The sequence below is a fragment of the Kitasatospora paranensis genome (assembly GCF_039544005.1).
Classification (GTDB): Bacteria; Actinomycetota; Actinomycetes; order Streptomycetales; family Streptomycetaceae; genus Kitasatospora; species Kitasatospora paranensis.
The window spans coordinates 5,665,164-5,687,302 of sequence record NZ_BAABKV010000001.1; the positions used below are offsets into that span (position 1 = coordinate 5,665,164).

Sequence of the window (22,139 nt, forward strand, 5' to 3'; positions counted from 1 at the left end):
CGGCGTGGAACGTGGGTGGTGATGATCCTGGGTCGGGCACGCTGTTGGGTCCTGAGGGAACGATTTTTTCGTTCGCCTCTGGGATGCCGGCCTCACTTGACGCACTTTTTCGGTGTGGAGGGTGGGTGTCTGGTCGTTGTTTGAGAACTGCACAGTGGACGCGAGCATCTGTGGCCAAGTTTTTAAGGGCGCACGGTGGATGCCTTGGCACCAGGAACCGATGAAGGACGTGGGAGGCCGCGATAGGCCCCGGGGAGCTGTCAACCGAGCTTTGATCCGGGGGTGTCCGAATGGGGAAACCCGGCAGTCGTCATGGGCTGTCACCCATACCTGAACACATAGGGTATGTGGAGGGAACGCGGGGAAGTGAAACATCTCAGTACCCGCAGGAAGAGAAAACAACCGTGATTCCGGGAGTAGTGGCGAGCGAAACCGGATGAGGCTAAACCTGATACGTGTGAGACCCGGCAGGGGTTGCGTATGAGGGGTCGTGGGAAAGTTCTTCAGTCGTCTGCCGGCGGCTGGGTGAGTCAGAAACCGTTGGTGTAGTCGAAGGACATGCGAAAGGTCCGGCGTAGAGGGTAAGACCCCCGTAGACGAAACATCAGCGGCTCACTTGAGCTTCTCCCAAGTAGCACGGAGCCCGAGAAATTCCGTGTGAATCTGGCGGGACCACCCGCTAAGCCTAAATATTCCCTGGTGACCGATAGCGGATAGTACCGTGAGGGAATGGTGAAAAGTACCGCGGGAGCGGAGTGAAATAGTACCTGAAACCGTGTGCCTACAAGCCGTGGGGGCAGTCTTCGGACTGTGACTGCGTGCCTTTTGAAGAATGAGCCTGCGAGTTTGCGGTGTGTAGCGAGGTTAACCCGTGTGGGGTAGCCGTAGCGAAAGCGAGTCCGAATAGGGCGTCTGAGTTGCATGCCCAAGACCCGAAGCGGAGTGATCTAGCCATGGGCAGGTTGAAGCGCGGGTAAGACCGTGTGGAGGACCGAACCCACCAGGGTTGAAAACCTGGGGGATGACCTGTGGTTAGGGGTGAAAGGCCAATCAAACTCCGTGATAGCTGGTTCTCCCCGAAATGCATTTAGGTGCAGCGTCGTGTGTTTCTTGCCGGAGGTAGAGCACTGGATAGGCGATGGGCCTCACCGGGTTACTGACCTTAGCCAAACTCCGAATGCCGGTAAGTGAGAGCACGGCAGTGAGACTGTGGGGGATAAGCTCCATGGTCGAGAGGGAAACAGCCCAGAACACCGACTAAGGTCCCTAAGCGTGTGCTAAGTGGAAAAGGATGTGGAGTCGCAGAGACAACCAGGAGGTTGGCTTAGAAGCAGCCACCCTTGAAAGAGTGCGTAATAGCTCACTGGTCAAGTGATTCCGCGCCGACAATGTAGCGGGGCTCAAGTACACCACCGAAGTCGTGTCATTCACAGAATACGCCCAACGGCGCTGTGGATGGGTAGGGGAGCGTCGTGTGCCGGGTGAAGCAGCGGAGGAATCCAGTTGTGGACGGTTCACGAGTGAGAATGCAGGCATGAGTAGCGATACAAGAGTGGGAAACTCTTGCGCCGATTGACCAAGGGTTCCTGGGTCAAGCTGATCTGCCCAGGGTAAGTCGGGACCTAAGGCGAGGCCGACAGGCGTAGTCGATGGACAACGGGTTGATATTCCCGTACCCGCTTTGAAGCGCCAACGTCGAACCTCTTGATGCTAAGCCCGTGAAGCCGGCCTGGAGTCTTCGGACGAAGGGACGTGGTGGAGCCGGTGACCCAACAGGGTAGTAGGTGAGCGATGGGGTGACGCAGGAAGGTAGTCCAGCCCGGGCGGTGGTAGTCCCGGGGTAAGGGTGTAGGACGAACGGTAGGCAAATCCGCCGTTCACATAGTCTGAGACCTGATGCCGAGCCGATTGTGGTGAAGTGGATGATCCTATGCTGTCGAGAAAAGCCTCTAGCGAGTTTCATGGCGGCCCGTACCCCAAACCGACTCAGGTGGTCAGGTAGAGAATACCGAGGCGTTCGGGTGAACTGTGGTTAAGGAACTCGGCAAAATGCCCCCGTAACTTCGGGAGAAGGGGGCCAGTCCTGGTGATGACATTTACTGTCTGAGCTGGGGTTGGCCGCAGAGACCAGCGAGAAGCGACTGTTTACTAAAAACACAGGTCCGTGCGAAGCCGTAAGGCGATGTATACGGACTGACGCCTGCCCGGTGCTGGAACGTTAAGGGGACCGGTTAGTCACGATTCGTCGTGGCGAAGCTGAGAACTTAAGCGCCAGTAAACGGCGGTGGTAACTATAACCATCCTAAGGTAGCGAAATTCCTTGTCGGGTAAGTTCCGACCTGCACGAATGGCGTAACGACTTCTCGACTGTCTCAACCACAGGCCCGGTGAAATTGCATTACGAGTAAAGATGCTCGTTTCGCGCAGCAGGACGGAAAGACCCCGGGACCTTTACTATAGCTTGATATTGGTGTTCGGTTCGGCTTGTGTAGGATAGGTGGGAGGCTTTGAAGCCGTGACGCCAGTCATGGTGGAGCCATCGTTGAAATACCACTCTGGTCGTGCTGGATGTCTAACCTGGGTCCGTGATCCGGATCAGGGACAGTGTCTGGTGGGTAGTTTAACTGGGGCGGTTGCCTCCTAAAGAGTAACGGAGGCGCCCAAAGGTTCCCTCAGCCTGGTTGGCAATCAGGTGTTGAGTGTAAGTGCACAAGGGAGCTTGACTGTGAGACTGACGGGTCGAGCAGGTACGAAAGTAGGGACTAGTGATCCGGCGGTGGCTTGTGGAAGCGCCGTCGCTCAACGGATAAAAGGTACCCCGGGGATAACAGGCTGATCTTCCCCAAGAGTCCATATCGACGGGATGGTTTGGCACCTCGATGTCGGCTCGTCGCATCCTGGGGCTGGAGTAGGTCCCAAGGGTTGGGCTGTTCGCCCATTAAAGCGGTACGCGAGCTGGGTTTAGAACGTCGTGAGACAGTTCGGTCCCTATCCGCTGTGCGCGTAGGAGTGTTGAGAAGGGCTGTCCCTAGTACGAGAGGACCGGGACGGACGAACCTCTGGTGTGCCAGTTGTCCTGCCAAGGGCATGGCTGGTTGGCTACGTTCGGGAGGGATAACCGCTGAAAGCATCTAAGCGGGAAGCCTGCTTCGAGATGAGCACTCCCACCTCCTTGAGAGGGTAAGGCTCCCAGTAGACGACTGGGTTGATAGGCCGGATATGGAAGCCCAGTAATGGGTGGAGTTGACCGGTACTAATAGGCCGAGGGCTTGTCCTCAGTTGCTCGCGTCCACTGTGTTGTTCTGAAACAACGACCCCGACCCCGATTCTTTTTCGGGTGTGTCGGCGGCGACAGTTTCATAGAGTTTCGGTGGTCATAGCACGAGGGAAACGCCCGGTCACATTCCGAACCCGGAAGCTAAGCCTCGTAGCGCCGATGGTACTGCAGGGGGACCCTGTGGGAGAGTAGGACGCCGCCGAACAATCATTCTGAAAGCCCCTCCAGGCCACGCCTGGAGGGGCTTTCTGCATTCCCGGGCCCGTTCACAGGGCGATCGGCAGAGGCGGACGGCCCGGTCAGGCGTTACTCTTCGCCAATGCAGAACCTGACCCTTACGTGGCAGACGGCCGGCACCGCCTCCGTGGTGCTGCTGGCGTCCGCGTACGCGGTCGGTCGCGGCGGCCGTCGGCCCGGTGTCTCGGCGGTGATGCGGGAGGCGGGTGCGCTGCTGGGGCTGTTCGCGCTCTGGCAGCTGGTGGGACACCTCTCCGTGATGAGCACGGACCACGCACTGGACCGCGCGACCTGGATCCATCGGACGGAGCGGACGCTCGGACTGCCGGACGAGGTCGCCTGGCAGCGCGCCGTGCTGCCGCACCACTGGCTGATGACGGCGAGCAACTACTACTACGCCACGATGCACTTCGGCGTGATGCTCGTGCTGCTGCTCTGGGTCTTCGTCCGGCACCGGCCCTACTACGCCTGGCTGCGGACCACCGTGGTGCTGACGACGGCGGCCTGCCTGGTCGTCCAGTTCCTGCCGGTGGCGCCGCCCCGGATGCTCCCCGAGGCCGGCTTCGTGGACGTGGCCGTGCAGTACGGCCAGTCGGTGTACGGCGGGGCGGTCGGCGGGGTGGTTCCGGACCAGCTCTCGGCGATGCCGTCCGTCCACGTGGCCTGGTGCGTCATCGTCGCGGTGGCGGTGATCCGGGTGTGGGACTCGCCGTGGCGGTGGCTGGTGCTGCTGCATCCGCTGGTCACGGTCTTCGTGGTGGTGGTCACCGCCAACCACTTCTGGGCGGACGGCGTGGTCGCGGTCGGGCTGCTGCTGGTCGCCTACCTGGTGCAGTACGCGTGGAACGGCTGGGCCCCCACCCCGCTGCCCGGACGGCGGAACGCCCCCGTGGCCGCCGCTGCGGCCGAACGGGAGCGTTCCTCCGCGAGGCGCTGACTGCTGCCGGTCGCGGCCCGGCGGAGAGGGGCTCGAAGCGGAACGTGGCGGGAACGGGTGTCCGGACAGGCCGATGGGCCGGGCCCCGTGGGGGAGAGGTCCGGCCCACCCGTTCTCGGAGGGTTACTTCAGCGGCAGCGAGAGCCGTCCGACGGTGCCGTTGGTGAGGGACAGGGTGGCCGCGTACCAGGCCGCCAGCCCGGCGACGGCGGCGACCCAGCCGGCGACCTTGGCGAGGCCGTCGCTGCTGCCGAAGGTGGCGATGGCGCTGAGCACCAGGGAGACCGTGAGCAGGCCGTAGACGGCCCGGCCCAGCAGGCCGCCGCCGCCCCAGCTCGCCGCGGTCAGGGTGAGCGCCAGCAGCGCCCACAGCAGCAGGAACAGGCCTGCGGCGTTCTTGCCCGCGCCGCCGGCAGCCGACCAGGTCGCCCAGAAGGCACCGAGGCTGGTGAAGGCGGTGCCGGCGAAGCGGTCGCCGCCGCGGAGCTGCCAGAGGCCGGCGATGAACAGGGCGAGCCCGCCGAGCAGGTGGGCGAGCGAGGCGGCGTCCTTGACGCCGGCACCGCTGAGGATGCCGGTGGAGAGCAGGCCGTACGCCAGAAGGGTCAGTCCGAGGGCCAGGTATCCGAGAGGACCCGCGTCGGCTCCTGCGGGTCGGGCGTTCGCCCCGGTAGCTTCGTTGCTCACCGGAGGCTCCTTTCACTGGGTGCCGGGATGACGGCGGTGAAGGTCCGTGGGGGCCGCTCCGGGCATGGTGGTGCCGCGGCGCGGTGAAGGTGCACACAGGTGCGGTGGAGTGGTTGCGCGAAGCCGGGCCGTGGGCGCACGGGCGGTGCGTGCGGGCGGCGTGCCGGCAGGTGAGGAACCAGCGGTGGGCCGCTGGTCGAGTGCCCCTCCGGGGGATCCCCGGTGAAGTCTGTGTACCCGGCCAGAACGCCTTGTACCCTTGTGAATCTCACAATTTGTACAGTCGTCAGCTGTCGGGTGGCGATGACTGACCACACGCTGAACGGGAGTGAACGTTCAGGGGTGCATTCCTGACGTGCGGTCAGAAGGTGCGGTCAGGAGGTGCGCTGCTGCGGCACCCTCAGGGTCAGGATCGCCATGTCGTCGGACGGCGGCTCGGGGGCGAACCGCTCGACGGCGCGCTGGACGCGGGCGGCGACCGCTCCGGCGGTCAGCCCGGTGCAGCCGGTGAGGACGTCGGCGAGTCCGTCGTCGCCCAGCATCCTGCTGCCCTCGCGCCGTTCGGTCACGCCGTCGGTGACACAGAGCAGTACCTCGCCGGGGGCGAGCACCAACTCCTCGGCGACCAGGTCCAGTTCGTCCATGACGCCGAGCAGCGGTTGTGGCGAAGCGGCCTGGTCGACCTGGCCGTCCGTCCGCAGCCGCAGCGGCAGCGGGTGGCCGGCGCAGACCATGGAGAGCACCGTGGAGCCGTCCGGCCTGGGCGTCAACTCGCCGTACAGCAGGGTGAGGAAGCGGCTGCGGGCGCCCTCGTCGAGGATGGCGGCGTTGAGCCGGGTCAGCACCTGCGGGGCGTCCAGGCCTTCGCGGGCGAGGAGCCGCAGGGAGTGGCGGGCCAGGCCGGTGACGGAGGCGGCCTCGGGGCCGGTGCCGCAGACGTCGCCGATGGCGAAGCCGTAGGTGCCCTCGCGGATCGGGAAGAGGTCGTAGAAGTCGCCGCCGACCTCGTTGCCCTCGCCCGCCGCCTGGTAGAAGACCTCCACCTCGACGCCCGGGATCTTGGGCAACTCGGGAGGCAGCAGGGCACGTTGGAAGGCCTGGCTGGTCGCGGTGCGCTCCGAGTAGAGCCGCGAGTTGTCGAGTGCGAGGGCGGCCCGGCGCGACAGGTCCTCGGCGAGTTCGAGGATCTCCTGGCGGAATCTGACCCCGGTGGCGACGCCGAGCACGAGCAGGCCGATCACCCGGTTGCGGGCGGCCAGCGGCAGCACCACGGTCTCGCCCAGCACCCCGTGGAGCGCGGGGCCGTCGGTGAGTCCCTGGGCGTGGGCGGTGTCGGTGGGGGCGCGCCAGAAGCGCACCCCCGGCGCGCGGGCGGCGTCCGGCGCCGGCAGCTTGTCGAGCAGGTCGCGCAGCGGGTCGATGCGGTCCTCGTCCTCGTGCAGGACGAAGGCGAGACCGGCGCCGCCGCCCTGTTCGCCGGTGGTGTAGACGGCACACCAGGAGGCCAGGGTGGGGACGGCCATCTGGGCCATCAGGGCGAGGGTCTGCTCGTGCTCCAGGGTGCCGGCCAGCAGGTCGGAGGCCTCGACGAGGAAGGAGAGCGAGCCGCGGCGCAGCTGCTCCAGCTCGGTGAGCCGGGCGCTCTCCAGGGCGAGGGCGATCCGGTCGGCGGCGAACTGGAGGCGCAGCGCGTCCTCGTTGTCGTAGCGGCCGGGGGCGGCCGCGGCCACCCCGAGGAGCCGGTCAGCCTGCCTTCGACCTTGAGCGGAACGGTGATCAGCGAGCGCAGCGAGCTGCCGTCCAGCAGGGGCACGGTGGCCGGGCGCAGGGCGAGGTCCTCGTGGACGGCGGGCAGCCGGGCGGAGTCGTAGCGGCCGGCGCCGGCGTCGATCGGCAGCCGGGCGTAGCGGCGGCCGGCGGCGCTCAGGCCGGTGGCGGCGCGGACTTCGAACTCGGTCTCGTCGTCGGTGGTGAGCAGCAGGTAGGCGGCGTCGGCGTCGAGCAGGTCGCGGGCCCGGTCGACGATCCGCTGGAGCAGCCCGTCGAGGTCGCCGACGTCGCCGTTGGTGACCGGGCCGATGAGCAGGTCGAGCGGTTCGGCGGTGGTCGGGGTCTCGCCGCCGGGGCCGGGGGTGCGCAGTACGGCGCGGTCGGCCTCGCGGACGAGCAGGCAGAGGGTGGACGGGGTGCCCTCGGCGTTGCGCAGCCGGACCTGGACGCCGTAGACCTCTGCGGTGGGGCCGTCCGCGGTGCGGATGCCGAAGCTGCCCTCCCAGCGGGCCAGCCGGAGCGTCTCGGCGAGGCCGAGGCCGATGCCGGCGGACTGCGGCCAGGCGGCGAGGTCGGCCCAGGGGCGGCCGAGCACCCGGTCGGCGGGGTGGCCGAGGAGGGCCTCGGCGTCGGTGTTCCAGCCCCGGACGAGGCCGTCGTCGTCGAGTTCGACGACGGCGACCCGTACCGGGCCGTCGGTGCCCGGGAGTTCGGTGCCGGGCAGGCTCGGGACGGCGTAGCGGGTGCCGAGGACGTGCTCGGGCAGGGCGAGGCGGAACCAGACGGTCTTGCGGCCGGCGGCGTACTCCACGCCCCAACAGGAGGACAGGGCGGAGCACATGAGCAGGCCGCGGCCGCCCTCGCCGTCCGGGTCGGCGTACCGGTCGGAGGCGGTGGGGACGTTGGCGAAGGCCGGCAGGCCGCGTTCGGGGTGGCGGTCGGTGACCTCGATCCGGACGGTCTCCTCCTCGCGGATGCAGCCGACCTCGGCGGCGGTCCCGGCGTGCACCACGGCGTTGGTGACGAGTTCGCTCACCAGGACGACGGCGTCGTCCACGACCTCGGGCAGCCCCCAGCCGAGCAGGGCGTCGCGGACGAAGGCGCGCGCTGAGGCGGCCGACCGGTCGACCGGTTCGAAGGTGGCGGCTGCGCGCGCGGTGACCACGTGCCACGTCTCCTCTGCGTTGGTCCGGCTCTCGGTGGGCCTTACCGGCTGTACCGGGCCCGGTGCAGCGTTCCACCCTACTTTCCACTGGGTACCCCGCGGGCCCGGGGAGTCCAAACAGATCCCAGGGGGTGATTCTGCCCACCGGATTCGGTGCGGGTGCCGTGAACCCTGCGCAAGCGGACGGACACCGGGCGGGTGTGCTGACAGACTGGGGGTCCGCAGCACCCGGCCGGCGCAGTACGGTCGAGGCGGCGCCGGTGGCCGACGCGGCCGCCGAGCCGCTCCCGAGCGGTACTGAACCGGTACCGGACAGCCACGATGTGGGAGGGTCCCGTTGAGTTCGGCCACCAAGGACGCCACCGGTACGACCGGGGACGCGACCCGCTCGGGCGGCCGGTCGGCCCCGCAGGCCCGCAACGCCCCCGGCGGGTGCAGCACCCCCGTGGGGCCGAGGCGGCCGACCTCCGCAAGCTGTTGGGTGCGCTGACCGCGATGCGCGACGGCAACTTCCGGCGCCGGCTGACGTTCCCCGGGGACGGGCCGCTGGCGGAGATCGCCGCGGTCTTCAACGAGGTCGCCGAGCGCAATCAGCACCTGACCGGTGAGCTGGCCAGGGTGCGGCGTGCGGTCGGCCGGGAGGGGCGGCTCTCCGAGCGGCTGGAGACGGCGGCCGGCGAGGGCGCCTGGATGGCGGCGGTCGACAACTGCAACGCGCTGATCGACGACCTGGCGCGGCCGATGGCCGAGGTGGGCCGGGTGCTCGGCTCGATCGCGGAGGGCGACCTCGACCAGCGGATGGAGCTGCGCTCGCTGCACACCAACGGGGCGAGCTACCCGTTGCGCGGCGAGTTCCTGAAGGTCGGCCGCACCGTCAACGGCCTGGTCGACCAGCTGTCGGAGTTCACCGACGAGGTGACCCGGGTGGCCATCGAGGTGGGCACCGACGGCAAGCTCGGCGGGCAGGCGCGGGTGCGCAGCGTCTCGGGCAGCTGGAAAGACCTCGCGGACTCGGTCAACACGATGGCCGGGCGGCTGACGGCGCAGGTGCGCAACATCGCGGAGGTGACCACGGCGGTCGCCAAGGGCGACCTGTCGCGCAAGGTCACGGTGGACGTGGCCGGCGAGATGCTGGAGCTGAAGAACACCGTCAACACGATGGTGGACCAGCTGAACTCGTTCGCGGCGCAGGTGACCACGGTCGCCCGTGACGTGGGCACCGAGGGCCGCCTCGGCGGTCAGGCGCAGGTGCCGGGCGTGGCCGGGGTGTGGCGCGACCTCACCGACTCGGTGAACTTCATGGCGAACAACCTGACGGCGCAGGTGCGGAACATCGCCGAGGTGACCACGGCGGTCGCCAAGGGCGACCTGTCGCGCAAGATCGAGGTCGACGCCCGGGGCGAGATCCTGGAGCTGAAGAACACCATCAACACGATGGTCGACCAGCTCTCCGGGTTCGCCGAGCAGGTGACCCGGGTGGCCCGCGCGGTGGGCACCGAGGGCATCCTGGGCGGTCAGGCGCAGGTGCCGGGGGTGGCCGGGGTCTGGAAGGACCTCACCGAGAACGTCAACTCGATGGCGAACAACCTGACCAGTCAGGTGCGGAACATCGCCCAGGTGACCACGGCGGTCGCCAAGGGCGACCTGTCGCAGAAGATCCAGGTCGACGCCCGGGGCGAGATCCTGGAGCTGAAGAACACCATCAACACGATGGTCGACCAGCTCGGCGCGTTCGCCGACGAGGTGACCCGGGTGGCGAGGGACGTCGGCACCGAGGGCATCCTCGGCGGCCAGGCGAGCGTCCCGGGCGTCTCGGGGACGTGGAAGGACCTCACCAACAGCGTCAACCTGATGGCGAACAACCTGACCAGCCAGGTGCGCAACATCGCCGAGGTGACCACCGCGGTGGCCCGCGGCGACGTCTCGAAGAAGATCACCGTCGACGCCAAGGGCGAGATCCGCGAGCTGGTCACCACCGTCAACACGATGGTCGACCAGCTGTCGGCGTTCGCGGACGAGGTGACCCGGGTGGCCCGCGAGGTCGGGACGGAGGGCATCCTGGGCGGCCAGGCCCGGGTGCGGGGCGTCTCCGGCATCTGGCGGGACCTGACCGACAACGTGAACTTCATGGCGTCCAACCTGACCAGCCAGGTCCGCAACATCGCCGAGGTCGCCTCGGCGGTGGCCCGCGGCGACCTCTCCAAGAAGATCACCATCGAGGCGCAGGGCGAGGTCAAGGCGCTCGCCAGCACCCTGAACACCATGGTCGACCAGCTGTCGGCGTTCGCCGTCGAGGTGACCCGGGTGGCCCGCGAGGTCGGCACCGACGGCACCCTGGGCGGCCAGGCCTCCGTCCCCGGCGTCGCCGGGATCTGGAAGGACCTGACCGACAACGTCAACCTGATGGCGAACAACCTGACCGGCCAGGTCCGCAACATCGCCCTGGTCATCACGGCGGTCGCCCGCGGTGACCTGTCGCAGAAGATCGACGTGGACGCGCGCGGCGAGATCCTGGAGCTCAAGACCAGCATCAACACCATGGTCGACCAGCTCGGCGCGTTCGCCGACGAGGTCACCCGCGTCGCCCGCGAGGTGGGCACCGACGGCCGGCTCGGCGGCCAGGCCCGGGTGGCCGGCGTGGCCGGCACCTGGCAGAACCTCACCGAGTCGGTGAACGAGCTGGCCAACAACCTGACCCGGCAGGTGCGCGCGATCGCTCAGGTCGCCACTGCGGTGACCCGCGGCGACCTCTCGCCGCGGATCGACGTGGACGCGTCCGGTGAGCTCGACGAGCTCAAGGACAACATCAACCAGATGATCGCGAACCTGCGCGAGACCACCCGCACCAACAAGGACCAGGACTGGCTGAAGACCAACCTGGCCCGGATGTCGGGTCTGCTGCAGGGCCGCCGCGACCTGGAGGCGGTCGCCGCGATGATCATGACGGAGCTCACCCCGGTGGTCTCCGCCCAGCACGGCGCCTTCTTCCTGGCCCAGCCGACCGGCCGCACGGCCGAGCTCGTCACCGAGGACGACGACGAGAACGACACCGTGCTGCGCCTGATCGGCAGCTACGGCTACCAGCGGCGCTCGATGCCCACCACCTTCCGGCCCGGCGAGGGCCTGGTCGGGCAGGCCGCGGTGGAGCGCCGCTCGATCGTGGTCAGCCAGACCCCGCCCGGCTACCTGAAGATCTCCTCCGGCCTCGGCGAGGCCTCGCCGGCCCACGTGGTGGTGCTCCCGGTGCTCTTCGAGGGCCGGCTGCTCGGCGTGATCGAGCTGGCCACCTTCAGCTCGTTCACGGCGGTCGCGCTGGACTTCCTCAACCAGATCGCCGACCTGATCGGTGTCACCGTCAACACCATCAGCGTCAACACCAAGACCGAGGGCCTGCTGCTGGAGTCGCAGCGCCTCACCGCCGAGCTCTCCATGCGGTCGGCCGAGCTGGAGGCGCGCCAGGAGGAGCTGGAGCGCACCAACGAGGAGCTCCAGGAGAAGGCCGAGCAGCTCGCCCAGCAGAACCGCGACATCGAGATCAAGAACAGCGAGATCGAGGAGGCCCGGCAGATCCTGGAGGAGCGCGCCGAACAGCTCGCCCTCGCCTCCCGCTACAAGAGCGAGTTCCTGGCCAACATGTCGCACGAGCTGCGCACCCCGCTCAACTCGCTGCTGATCCTGGCGAAGCTGCTCTCCGACAACAACGAGGGCAACCTCTCGCCCAAGCAGGTCGAGTTCGCCGAGACGATCCACGGCGCCGGCTCCGACCTGCTCCAGCTGATCAACGACATCCTCGACCTCTCGAAGGTCGAGGCGGGCAAGATGGACGTCCGCCCGGCGAAGATCGCCCTCGTCCAGCTGGTCGACTACGTCGAGGCCGCGTTCCGGCCGCTGGCCGCGGACAAGAGCCTGGACTTCGCCGTCCGGGTCTCGCCCGACCTGCCGGTCACCCTGCACACCGACGAGCAGCGGCTCCAGCAGGTGCTGCGCAACCTGCTGTCCAACGCGGTGAAGTTCACCGACGCCGGCGCGGTCGACCTGCTGATCCGGCCGGTCGCCAACGGGGAGGTCCCGCAGCACGTCCGCGAGCAGCTGCTGGAGGCCGACGCGATCGAGGACCCGGACGAGGAGCTGATCGCCTTCTCGGTCTCCGACACCGGCATCGGGATCCCGGGCAACAAGCTCCGGGAGATCTTCGAGCCGTTCCGGCAGGCCGACGGCGGCACCAGCCGCAAGTACGGCGGCACCGGTCTCGGCCTGTCCATCAGCCGGGAGATCGCCCGCCTGCTGGGCGGCGAGATCCACGCCGAGAGCGAGCTGGGCAGCGGTTCGGCCTTCACCCTGTACCTGCCGCTGCGCAGCGAGGCGCCGGACGCCGCCGACCGGTCGGCCGGGGCGTCCGTCCGCGCCGCCGTCGGCGTGACCCCGGCCGGCCTGCCGGTGCCGGTCGGCGAGAACCCGGCCGAGCACTGGGCCCAGGAGGTCCGCGAGCTGGCCGAGGAGCGCCGCCGCGGCGCCGCCGAGCGCCGCCGGGCCGCGGCCCAGGAGACGGCCCGCGTCCCGGCCGTGCACCCCGCGCCGGCCGGCCAGGAGCAGTTCCCGCGGCAGCCCGTCGAGCCGGCGGACCGGCCCGGCGCCCCCGCCCAGTTCCAGGGCCGCTTCGAGGGGCAGCGGGTGCTGATCGTGGACGACGACATCCGCAACGTCTTCGCGCTCACCAGTGTCCTGGAGCAGTACGGGCTGACGGTGCTGTACGCGGAGAACGGCCGCGAGGGCATCGAGGTGCTGGAACAGCACGAGGACGTCGCACTCGTCCTGATGGACATCATGATGCCGGAGATGGACGGCTACGCGACCACCGAGGCGATCCGGCGGATGCCGCAGTTCTCCGGTCTGCCGATCATCGCGCTGACCGCGAAGGCGATGAAGGGCGACAAGGAGAAGAGCCTGGAGGCCGGTGCGACCGATCACGTCACCAAGCCGGTCGAGGCCGACCATCTGCTGGCGGTGATGCGCCAGTGGCTGCCGGTCGGATAGCCGCCACGGTGCCTGCCGGCCCGCACTGGCGGCGCCGACCGGGAACCGGATAGGGTGCCGCAATCGTTGCGATCGGTGACCGGCCGGTGACACGGTGTCCGGCCTTCCCGGGCGGCCGCCCCCGCGCCGCGACGGCGACGGCGGGCCCGGTCGCCGGGATCGATGTGGCGGGCAAGGGGGTACGGCTAGCATGACCGGGGCAGTAGTGGGTGGCACGCGCGTGCCGACCCTTGGCAGGCAACCGGTAGGAGGGCGGGTCCTGGTGCAGAAGGCGAAGATCCTCCTGGTCGACGACCGGCCGGAGAACCTGCTCGCGCTGGAGGCGATCCTCTCCGCGCTCGACCAGACGCTGGTGCGCGCCTCCTCCGGCGAGGAGGCGCTCAAGGCGCTGCTCACCGACGACTTCGCGGTGATCCTGCTGGACGTCCAGATGCCCGGCATGGACGGCTTCGAGACGGCCGCCCACATCAAGCGCCGCGAGCGCACCCGGGACATCCCGATCATCTTCCTCACCGCGATCAACCACGGCCCGCACCACACCTTCCGCGGCTATGCGGCCGGCGCGGTGGACTACATCTCCAAGCCGTTCGACCCGTGGGTGCTGCGCGCCAAGGTGTCGGTCTTCGTCGACCTCTACATGAAGAACTGCCAGCTCAAGGAGCAGGCGGCGCTGCTGCGGCTGCAGCTGGAGGCCGACGGGCAGCCCGCCCTCGGCAGCGCGCTGATCGGCGAGCTGTCGGCCCGGCTGGCGGCGGTGGAGGAGCAGGCCGAGGCGCTGACCAAGCAGCTCGACGGCAGCCCGGAGGCGGCCGCCGCGGCCTCCGCGGCCCATCTGGAGCGCAAGCTCGCCGGCCTGCGCCGGGCCCTCGAAGCGCTGCGGCCCGGTTCCGGCTGACCACCGCGCTGAGCACGCGTCACCTGCACCCGGTCGGGTGACGCCGGGCCGGATGACAGCGTGTCGGCGACACGCCCCCGCCGCGCCGCTCGGTCACATGTGCAGCGGTGCCGGGCGCCGGTAGGCTGCTGAGCCATGGCCACACGTACGCCCGGCAGCGCGGCGCGCAACTCGAAGCCCGGGCCGGCCAAGAAGGCGCCGGCCAAGAAGGCCGCCGCGCCCGCCGCCCCGCGCAAGGTCACCGTGGCGAAGCGGGTCCCCGCCAGGAAGACCGCCGCCCCGCCGCCGCCCCCGCCACGGCCGATACTCTTCCGGGCCGTCAGGGCGGTCTGGCTCGGTGTCGCGCACTCCATCGGCGCGGTGTTCCGCGGCTTCGGCACCGGGGCGAAGAACCTCGACCCGGCGCACCGCAAGGACGGCGTCGGCCTGCTGCTGCTGGCACTGGCCCTGGTCACCGCGGCCGGCACCTGGTTCAGCCCGCAGGGCTGGCTGGGCGAGGTCGCGACCAACGTGGTGGCCGGACTGTTCGGCCGGCTCGACGTGCTCGTCCCGCTCCTCCTCGGCGCGGTGGCCTTCCGGCTGATGCGCCACCCCGAGCTGCCGGAGGCCAACGGCCGGATCGTGATCGGCCTCTCCGCGCTGGTGGTCGGTGTCCTCGGGCTGGTCCACATCGGCTGCGGAGCGCCCGTCATGTCCAGCGGGGCGAGCCGGATACGGGCGGCCGGCGGCATCGTCGGCTGGGCCGCCTCCACTCCGATGATGGCCGCCGCCGGGCCGCCGCTCGCGGTGCCGCTGCTGCTCCTGCTCGCCTTCTTCGGCCTGCTGGTGGTCACCGCCACCCCGGTCAACCGGATCCCCGAGCGGCTGCGCCAGGTGGGCGTGCGCCTCGGTGTGGTCGAACCGGCTCCGGCCGGCGCGGCCGGCGACCTGCCGCCCGGCGTGTCCCGGGAGCTGTCCACCGAGCCGCCGGAGGACGCCGACCCGGACGCCCTGCCGTTCACCATCGAGGGCGGCTCCGAGGAGGAGCCCGCCCAGGGCCGTCGGCGCCGCCGCCGGCCGAAGGCCGACGCGCCCGAGCCCGCCCAGGCCGGGCCCGACATGTTCGCCAAGGACCCGTACCAGACCCGGGACCTTGCCGCCGGGGTCGCCGCCGACCTGGACGGCGCGCTGCTGTACGGCGTTCCGGGCTCCCCCGCGGTCGCCAGCATGCTGCACCAGGTGCCGGACCACACGGCGCCGCCGGAGGACCACGCGGTGCCCGCGGCGCGCTCGAGGGCGCGCCGGAGGGCCACGGCCCGGCGCCGGTGCGGATGGAGCAGCTCCGGCTCGCCGGGGACGTCACCTACGCGCTGCCGCCGCTGGAGCTCCTGGAGCACGGCGCGCCCGCGAAGGCCCGCTCCAAGCTCAACGACGAGGTGGTCGCCCAGCTCACCGGCGTGTTCACCGAGTTCAAGGTGGACGCCCGGGTCACCGGTTTCACCCGGGGCCCGACGGTCACCCGGTACGAGGTCGAGCTCGGCCCCGCCGTGAAGGTCGAGCGGATCACCGCACTGGCCAAGAACATCGCGTACGCCGTGGCCAGCCCGGACGTGCGGATCATCTCGCCGATCCCGGGCAAGTCCGCGGTCGGCGTGGAGATCCCCAACCGGGACCGCGAGATGGTCACCCTCGGCGACCTGCTGCGGTCGCGCACCGCCGTCGAGGACGACCACCCGATGGTCGTCGGGATGGGCAAGGACGTCGAGGGCCACACCGTGATGGCCAACCTCGCGAAGATGCCGCACGTCCTGGTGGCCGGTGCGACCGGCGCGGGCAAGTCGTCGTGCATCAACTGCCTCATCACCTCCGTCCTCGTCCGGTCCACCCCGGACGAGGTGCGGATGGTGCTGGTGGACCCCAAGCGCGTCGAGCTGACCGCCTACGAGGGCATTCCGCACCTGATCACGCCGATCATCACCAACCCGAAGAAGGCCGCGGAGGCCCTCCAGTGGGTGGTGCGCGAGATGGACATGCGCTACGACGACCTGGCGGCGTTCGGCTTCCGGCACGTGGACGACTTCAACGCGGCGGTGCGGGCCGGGACGGCCAAGCCGCCGCTGGGCAGCGAGCGCGAGCTGACCCCTACCCGTACCTGCTGGTGATCGTCGACGAGCTCGCCGATCTGATGATGGTCGCGCCCCGGGACGTCGAGGACTCGGTCGTCCGGATCACCCAGTTGGCCCGCGCGGCCGGCATCCACCTGGTGCTGGCCACCCAGCGGCCCTCGGTGGACGTGGTGACCGGCCTGATCAAGGCGAACGTGCCGTCCCGGCTGGCGTTCGCCACCTCGGCGATGGCCGACTCCCGGGTCATCCTGGACCAGCCCGGCGCGGAGAAGCTGATCGGCAAGGGCGACGCGCTGTTCCTGCCGATGGGCGCCTCCAAGCCCGTCCGGATGCAGGGGGCGTTCGTCACCGAGGCGGAGATCGCCCGGGTCGTCCAGCACTGCAAGGACCAGATGTCCGCGGTATACCGGGACGACGTCACGGTCGGCGGCGGGCCGAAGAAGGAGATCGACGAGGAGATCGGCGACGACCTGGACCTGCTGATCCAGGCGGCCGAGCTGGTCGTCTCCACCCAGTTCGGCTCCACGTCGATGCTGCAGCGCAAGCTGCGGGTCGGCTTCGCCAAGGCGGGCCGCCTGATGGACCTGATGGAGTCGCGCGGCATCGTCGGCCCCAGCGAGGGGTCCAAGGCGCGGGACGTCCTGGTGAAGCCCGACGAACTGGACGGTGTGCTCCTGACACTCCGTGGGTAGCCGCCTCTCACCCGTTCGGTGGAATGTGATAGGTAAGGGAACCGCGTCGAGGACCCGACGCGTCCCCTTCGGAGCGGGGACGAACTGCGCCTCCGGCCTGCACTGACATGCCGTCAGTCGGGCTCGGGCGGCCGCCCACGTTCGGGCCTATTCCGCTTGAGAAACGTTCCGCCCCCGCCCCTAGACTGTTTTCTCAGCAGGTGGCCAACGCTCGAAAGGCGCGTCCAGTGACCATCGGCAAGTCCCCCGACCGTGGCAACCGCCGGCCCTCCGCCCGCACGTCCCGGAACGCCCCGGGGCAGCCCGAGCAGACGGCCGAGCCGTTGACCACCGACCTCCCCAGCATCGGTCGTATCCTCACCGTCGCCCGGATCGACGCCGGGTTGACCGTCGATCAGGTCAGCTCGTCCACCCGTGTCCGGGTGCCGATCGTGCACGACATCGAGCAGGACGACTTCTCCCGCTGCGGGGGCGACTTCTACGCCCGCGGCCACATCCGGGCGCTGGCCCGCGCCGTCGGCGTGGACGGCGACGAGCTGGTCGCCCGGTACGACGCCGCGCACGGCGGCGCCCCGGCCGGCCGCCGCCCCGCCCAGCTGCTCGACACCGCACCGATCAAGGTCAAGGACCACCGCCGGCCGAACTGGACGACGCCCATGGTCGTCGCCATCGTCGCCGTGGTGGCCCTGATCGGCTTCAACCTGGTCAGCGGCAACTCCGCGGCCCCGGCCCCCGGCACCGCCGGCGAGCCGCTCGCCTCCGCCCGCCCGTCCGGCGCGAGCCCGTCCGCCCAGCTGCCGGCCCCCACCCAGAGCCTGGCGCCGATCGCCGCGGCCCCCGCGGACAAGGTCACCGTCAAGCTGGTCGCGGAGAAGGCCGCCAGCTGGGTCTCCGCCAAGGACGGCAAGGGCAAGACGATCTTCGCCAACAACCTCGAGAACGGCCAGGACCAGACCTTCACCGACGCCAAGCAGATCACTCTGGTGCTCGGCAACGCCGGCGCCGTGCACGTGTACGTCAACGGGAAGGACCTCGGTCCGGCGGGTGCGGACGGCCAGGTGGTGCACGTCACGTACACCCCGGGAGACCCGCAGGCAGGCTGAGTCGGGGCCTTCGATCGGCACACACGGCCTCCGGGGCGAACGGCACCGGGGGCCGCGCGTTAATCTTGGCGTCATGCCTGAACGCCGTACTGTCGCCCTTGTCACGCTCGGATGCGCCCGCAACGAGGTGGACTCCGAGGAACTCGCCGGGCGACTGGAGGCCGACGGCTGGCAGCTCGTCGACGATGCCGCCGACGCCGACGTCGCCGTGGTCAACACCTGCGGGTTCGTCGAGGCCGCCAAGAAGGACTCCGTCGACGCCCTGCTGGAGGCCAACGACCTCAAGGGTCACGGCCGGACCCAGGCCGTCGTCGCGGTCGGCTGCATGGCCGAGCGCTACGGCAAGGAGCTCGCCGAGGCGCTGCCCGAGGCCGACGGCGTGCTCGGCTTCGACGACTACTCCGACATCTCCTCCCGCCTGCAGACCATCCTGTCCGGCGGCCACGTCGAGGCGCACACCCCCGCGACCGCCGCAAGCTGCTCCCGCTCACCCCGGTCGAGCGGCAGGCCGCCGCCGCCGAGGTGGCCCTGCCCGGCCACGGCGCCCCCGAGGACCTGCCCGAGGGCCTGGCCCCCGCCTCCGGTCCCCGGACGCTGCGCAAGCGGCTCGACGACAACCCGGTCGCCTCGATCAAGCTCGCCTCCGGCTGCGACCGCCGCTGCTCGTTCTGCGCCATCCCGGCCTTCCGCGGCTCGTTCATCTCCCGGCGCCCCTCCGACGTGCTGAACGAGGCCCGCTGGCTGGCCGGGCAGGGCGTCAGCGAGGTGGTGCTGGTCAGCGAGAACAACACCTCGTACGGCAAGGACCTCGGCGACATCCGGCTGCTGGAGACCCTGCTCGCCGAGATCGCCGGCATCGACGGCATCGAGCGCATCCGGGTCAGCTACCTCCAGCCGGCCGAGATGCGGCCCGGCCTGATCGACGCGATGACCGGCACCGACAAGGTCGTCCCGTACTTCGACCTGTCGTTCCAGCACTCCGCGCCCGCGGTGCTGCGCCGGATGCGCCGGTTCGGGAACACCGACCAGTTCCTGGAGCTGCTCGCCGGGATCCGCGCCAAGGCCCCGCAGGCCGGCGCCCGGTCCAACTTCATCGTCGGCTTCCCCGGCGAGACCGAGGCCGACTTCGCGGAGCTGGAACGGTTCATCGGCAGCGCCCGGCTCGACGCCATCGGCGTGTTCGGCTACTCGGACGAGGACGGCACCGAGGCCGCCACCCTGGACGGCAAGCTGCCCGAGGACGTCGTCGCCGACCGCCTGGCCCGGCTCTCCCGGCTCGCCGAGGAACTCACCGCGCAGCGCGCGGAGGAGCGGATCGGCAGCGAGGTGCTGGTGCTGGTGGAGTCCGTCGAGGACGGCGTGGTCGAGGGCCGGGCCGCCCACCAGGCACCCGAGACGGACGGCCTCACCACCCTGCTCGGCGCCGACGACGCCGAGGTCGGCCGCTACTACCGGGCCACCGTGGTCGGCACCGAGGGCGTCGACCTGGTGGCCGAGGCCACCGAGCGCTTCGTGCCAGGAGCGGACGCGTGACCAAGGGGCCCGGCGCCCCGACCGCGGCCCGCCCCGGCCGCCCCGGGGCCGCGCCGTCCCCCGAGCCGGGCCTCTGGAACATCGCCAACGTCCTGACGATGGCCCGGCTGCTGCTGGTGCCGGTGTTCGTGGCGCTGCTCTTCGCCGACGGCGGCCACGACCCGAAGTGGCGCGCGGTGGCGTGGGCCTCCTTCGCCGTCGCCATGATCACCGACGTCTTCGACGGCGAGCTGGCCCGCCGCAAGGGCCTGATCACCGACTTCGGCAAGATCGCCGACCCGATCGCGGACAAGGCGATCATGGGCGCGGCGCTGGTCGGCCTGTCCGTCCTGGGCGACCTGCCCTGGTGGATCACCGCGGTGATCCTCGCCCGCGAGCTCGGCATCACCCTGATGCGGTTCTGGGTCATCCGGTACGCCGTCATCCCGGCCAGCCGCGGCGGCAAGCTGAAGACGCTCACCCAGGGCATCGCGGTCGGCATGTACGTCCTCGTGCTGACCGGCCCGCTGGCGACCGCCCGGGCCGTCGTGATGGCCGCCGCGGTGCTGCTGACCGTCGGCACCGGGCTGGACTACGTCGCCCAGGCCGTGCGGCTGCGCCGCGAGGGCCTGGCCCGCGAACGGGCCGGCGAACGGGCCGGCCGGTGACCGACCGGCCGCAGCCCGCCGGGCCCACCGGGCCTGCGGGGGCCGCGGGGGCCGGACTCGCCGACCGGGTGCATGCCGCGTTGCGCGCGCAGGGTGCCACCGTCGCCGTGGCGGAGTCGCTGACCGGCGGCCTGCTGGCGGCCGCCCTGGTGGACGTCCCCGGCGCGTCCGCGACCTTCCGCGGCTCGGTGACGGCCTACGCCACCGAGCTGAAGGCCTCGGTGCTGGGCGTGGACGAGGGGCTGCTCGCCGTGCACGGTCCCGTCCACCCGGTGGTGGCCCGGCAGATGGCCGACGGCGTGCGCAGGCTGCTCGGGGCGACGTACGGGCTCGCCACCACCGGCGTCGCCGGACCGGAGGCGCAGGACGGGCTGCCGGTCGGCACCGTGCACGTCGGCTTCGCGGGCCCCGGGGAACACAGGTGGTCTCCCCGGTGTTGTCGGGGCAACGTGCCAGAATCCGTGGCACGACGGTCACGGTGGCGCTGGAACTGCTGCTCGACCGCCTAGCGAGTCCGAGCCGGCCGCGCTGAGCTTTCCTGAAATCACTGAACCGGCCGCCCGAGCTGGAGGATCGTGTTAGTCGACAGGCCCCGGGCGGGCAGAACTCAATCAGCGGGCCGCTTCGCAGGACGCGGCAGCGCATCCGGATCGCAGGCACCGGGCCCCGGGCGGGGCACAGAACGGGAGGGGACAGCCTTGCAGCCCAGAGTGAACACGACCACGGTCCCCGCACGCGATGCGGACGAGGCGGTACGGTGGGGTCGTGACATCTCGATCCGCAGTCCGAGGAGGGAGGCACCGATGATCCTGCTCCGTCGCCTGCTGGGCGATGTGCTGCGTCGGCAGCGCCAGCGCCAGGGCCGCACACTCCGCGAGGTGTCGGCGGCCGCCAGGGTTTCGCTCGGGTACCTCTCCGAGGTGGAGCGCGGGCAGAAGGAGGCGTCCTCCGAGCTGCTCGCCGCCATCTGCGACGCCCTCGACGTCCGGATGTCCGAGGTCATGCGCGAGGTCAGCGACGAGCTGTCGCTCGCCGAACTTGCGGCGATGGCCACCCTCTCGGAGGGTGATCTGCTGAGGCCGGTTCTCGAACCGGTGCCGCTGCCGGCTCCCGGGGTCGACCGGGCCGGATCCGTGCCCAAGGCTTCCGCCATGGACGTGGTCGCGGCCTGACCGGACCTCGCCCTCCCCGCCGGGGAGACGGGAGAAGGAGGCCGCGGTGCGTGCAGGCGGAATCTCGCGAACGGCGATGCGCTTCCGTACGGCCGGGCGACGCCACCTCACCAGGTGGCTCGTGCCGGCCGTACTGGTGTCCGCGATCGGACTCCCGGTGCTCGCCGACTGGCTGATAGGCCCCGGCCCGGTCGGTGAGGGCGCGACCCTCGGCATGCTGGCGGCCGGCTGGTGGGGCCTGGGGCTCGTCCCCGTCCACAGCGACCGCGGCCGCACCGGCCCGGCCCGCCGCCCCCGTCCGGCCGAGCGCCCGGCCCGCGAGCCGGTACCGCAGGAGTAGACGTTCGCGGCCGGCCCCGACGCCCGCCTGTCCGTGCGGACGACCTCACACCTTCCAGCCCATCAGGGCCACGACCACGACCGGGATCCACAGGACGGACAGCACCATCCCGCTGACGGCGAGCCACGTGCCGCTCTGGCCGGTGTCCCGGATCTGGCTCAGCGCGATGCCCCCGAACACCAGCCCGCCCGGGATCGCACCGGCCAGTCCCAGAACGAACGACCAGACGGCGTTGCCGTTCGGTCCGGAGTGCCGGGGCCCGTAGTAGCCCGCTGCCGTCTGCCGCGGGTAGGCCGGCAGCCCACCGGCCCCGCGCGGGACGGTCTGCGGGGCCTGCTGCGAGGCGGTGGACCCGGGGCTGGGAGAGTCGGGCATGGTGCCTTCCGTTCGGATCGGGGCGTTCGTGATCATAGGTCGATCCGGCCCCGCCCGTAAGCCCCGGCGGACACTCACGAACTGGGGCCTCTCTTTCGGATGTTGTCGGATCAGCGCGCGGCTCCCCCAGCCTCCGGCCGGGAGGTACCCCCAATTCGCGCCCGGCTGGG

At 70.2% G+C, this 22,139-nt stretch carries 9 protein-coding genes, 2 rRNA genes and 4 pseudogenes; 12 read left to right on the forward strand and 3 right to left on the reverse strand.

Going from position 1 to position 22,139, the window contains the following annotated elements; genetic code table 11:
• Window positions 1-172: 172 nt before the first annotated feature.
• The 3 genes from ABEB13_RS27115 (at window position 173) to ABEB13_RS27125 (ending at window position 4,451) form a co-directional block, all read left to right on the forward strand.
• Window positions 173-3,277, forward strand: a 23S ribosomal RNA gene (locus tag ABEB13_RS27115).
• A gap of 89 nt (window positions 3,278-3,366) precedes the next feature.
• A 5S ribosomal RNA gene (gene rrf, locus ABEB13_RS27120) occupies window positions 3,367-3,482 on the forward strand.
• Window positions 3,483-3,596: 114 nt separating this feature from the next.
• Window positions 3,597-4,451 (forward strand): phosphatase PAP2 family protein, encoded by an 855-nt coding sequence (locus tag ABEB13_RS27125; protein ID WP_345707543.1) that lies wholly within the window; start codon window positions 3,597-3,599, stop codon window positions 4,449-4,451.
• 123 nt (window positions 4,452-4,574) lie between these two features.
• Here the strand turns inward: ABEB13_RS27125 and ABEB13_RS27130 are convergent, their stop codons facing one another.
• Both ABEB13_RS27130 and ABEB13_RS27135 read right to left on the reverse strand, forming a co-directional pair.
• The gene (locus ABEB13_RS27130; protein WP_345707544.1) at window positions 4,575-5,138 is read right to left on the reverse strand and encodes an acetate uptake transporter; all 564 of its coding nucleotides are present in this window, start codon (window positions 5,136-5,138) and stop codon (window positions 4,575-4,577) included.
• 374 nt (window positions 5,139-5,512) lie between these two features.
• Window positions 5,513-8,073, reverse strand: a pseudogene (locus tag ABEB13_RS27135) (SpoIIE family protein phosphatase).
• 495 nt (window positions 8,074-8,568) lie between these two features.
• On the opposite strand from ABEB13_RS27135, the gene ABEB13_RS27140 reads away from it, so the two are divergent.
• From ABEB13_RS27140 to ABEB13_RS27180, 9 genes and pseudogenes are all read left to right on the forward strand, one after another.
• Complete coding sequence (locus ABEB13_RS27140; protein WP_425559973.1) at window positions 8,569-13,107, forward strand: HAMP domain-containing protein; 4,539 nt, start codon at window positions 8,569-8,571, stop codon at window positions 13,105-13,107.
• A gap of 259 nt (window positions 13,108-13,366) precedes the next feature.
• Entirely contained in the window at window positions 13,367-14,002 is a 636-nt protein-coding gene (locus tag ABEB13_RS27145; protein ID WP_100892593.1) for a response regulator, read from the forward strand.
• A gap of 135 nt (window positions 14,003-14,137) precedes the next feature.
• Window positions 14,138-16,799 (forward strand): annotated as a pseudogene (locus ABEB13_RS27150) (DNA translocase FtsK).
• 227 nt (window positions 16,800-17,026) lie between these two features.
• Window positions 17,027-17,902, forward strand: coding sequence for a helix-turn-helix domain-containing protein (locus tag ABEB13_RS27155; protein ID WP_345707546.1), 876 nt, complete (start codon window positions 17,027-17,029; stop codon window positions 17,900-17,902).
• A gap of 73 nt (window positions 17,903-17,975) precedes the next feature.
• Window positions 17,976-19,435: pseudogene (gene rimO, locus ABEB13_RS27160) on the forward strand (30S ribosomal protein S12 methylthiotransferase RimO).
• Window positions 19,432-20,082: a CDP-diacylglycerol--glycerol-3-phosphate 3-phosphatidyltransferase gene (pgsA, locus tag ABEB13_RS27165; RefSeq protein WP_345707547.1), complete on the forward strand. Its 651-nt coding sequence runs from the start codon at window positions 19,432-19,434 to the stop codon at window positions 20,080-20,082. Before rimO ends, pgsA begins: the two are co-directional and overlap by 4 nt.
• Window positions 20,083-20,150: 68 nt before the next feature.
• Window positions 20,151-20,614 (forward strand): annotated as a pseudogene (locus ABEB13_RS27170) (CinA family protein).
• Between the two features lie 271 nt (window positions 20,615-20,885).
• Entirely contained in the window at window positions 20,886-21,254 is a 369-nt protein-coding gene (locus tag ABEB13_RS27175) for a helix-turn-helix domain-containing protein (RefSeq protein ID WP_100888339.1), read from the forward strand.
• Window positions 21,255-21,300: 46 nt separating this feature from the next.
• Window positions 21,301-21,594, forward strand: coding sequence for a hypothetical protein (locus ABEB13_RS27180; protein WP_345707548.1), 294 nt, complete (start codon window positions 21,301-21,303; stop codon window positions 21,592-21,594).
• A 45-nt stretch (window positions 21,595-21,639) separates the two neighbouring features.
• On the opposite strand, the gene ABEB13_RS27185 is transcribed toward ABEB13_RS27180, so the two are convergent.
• Complete coding sequence (locus ABEB13_RS27185) at window positions 21,640-21,969, reverse strand: DUF4190 domain-containing protein (RefSeq protein WP_345707549.1); 330 nt, start codon at window positions 21,967-21,969, stop codon at window positions 21,640-21,642.
• Between the last annotated feature and the right edge of the window lie 170 nt (window positions 21,970-22,139).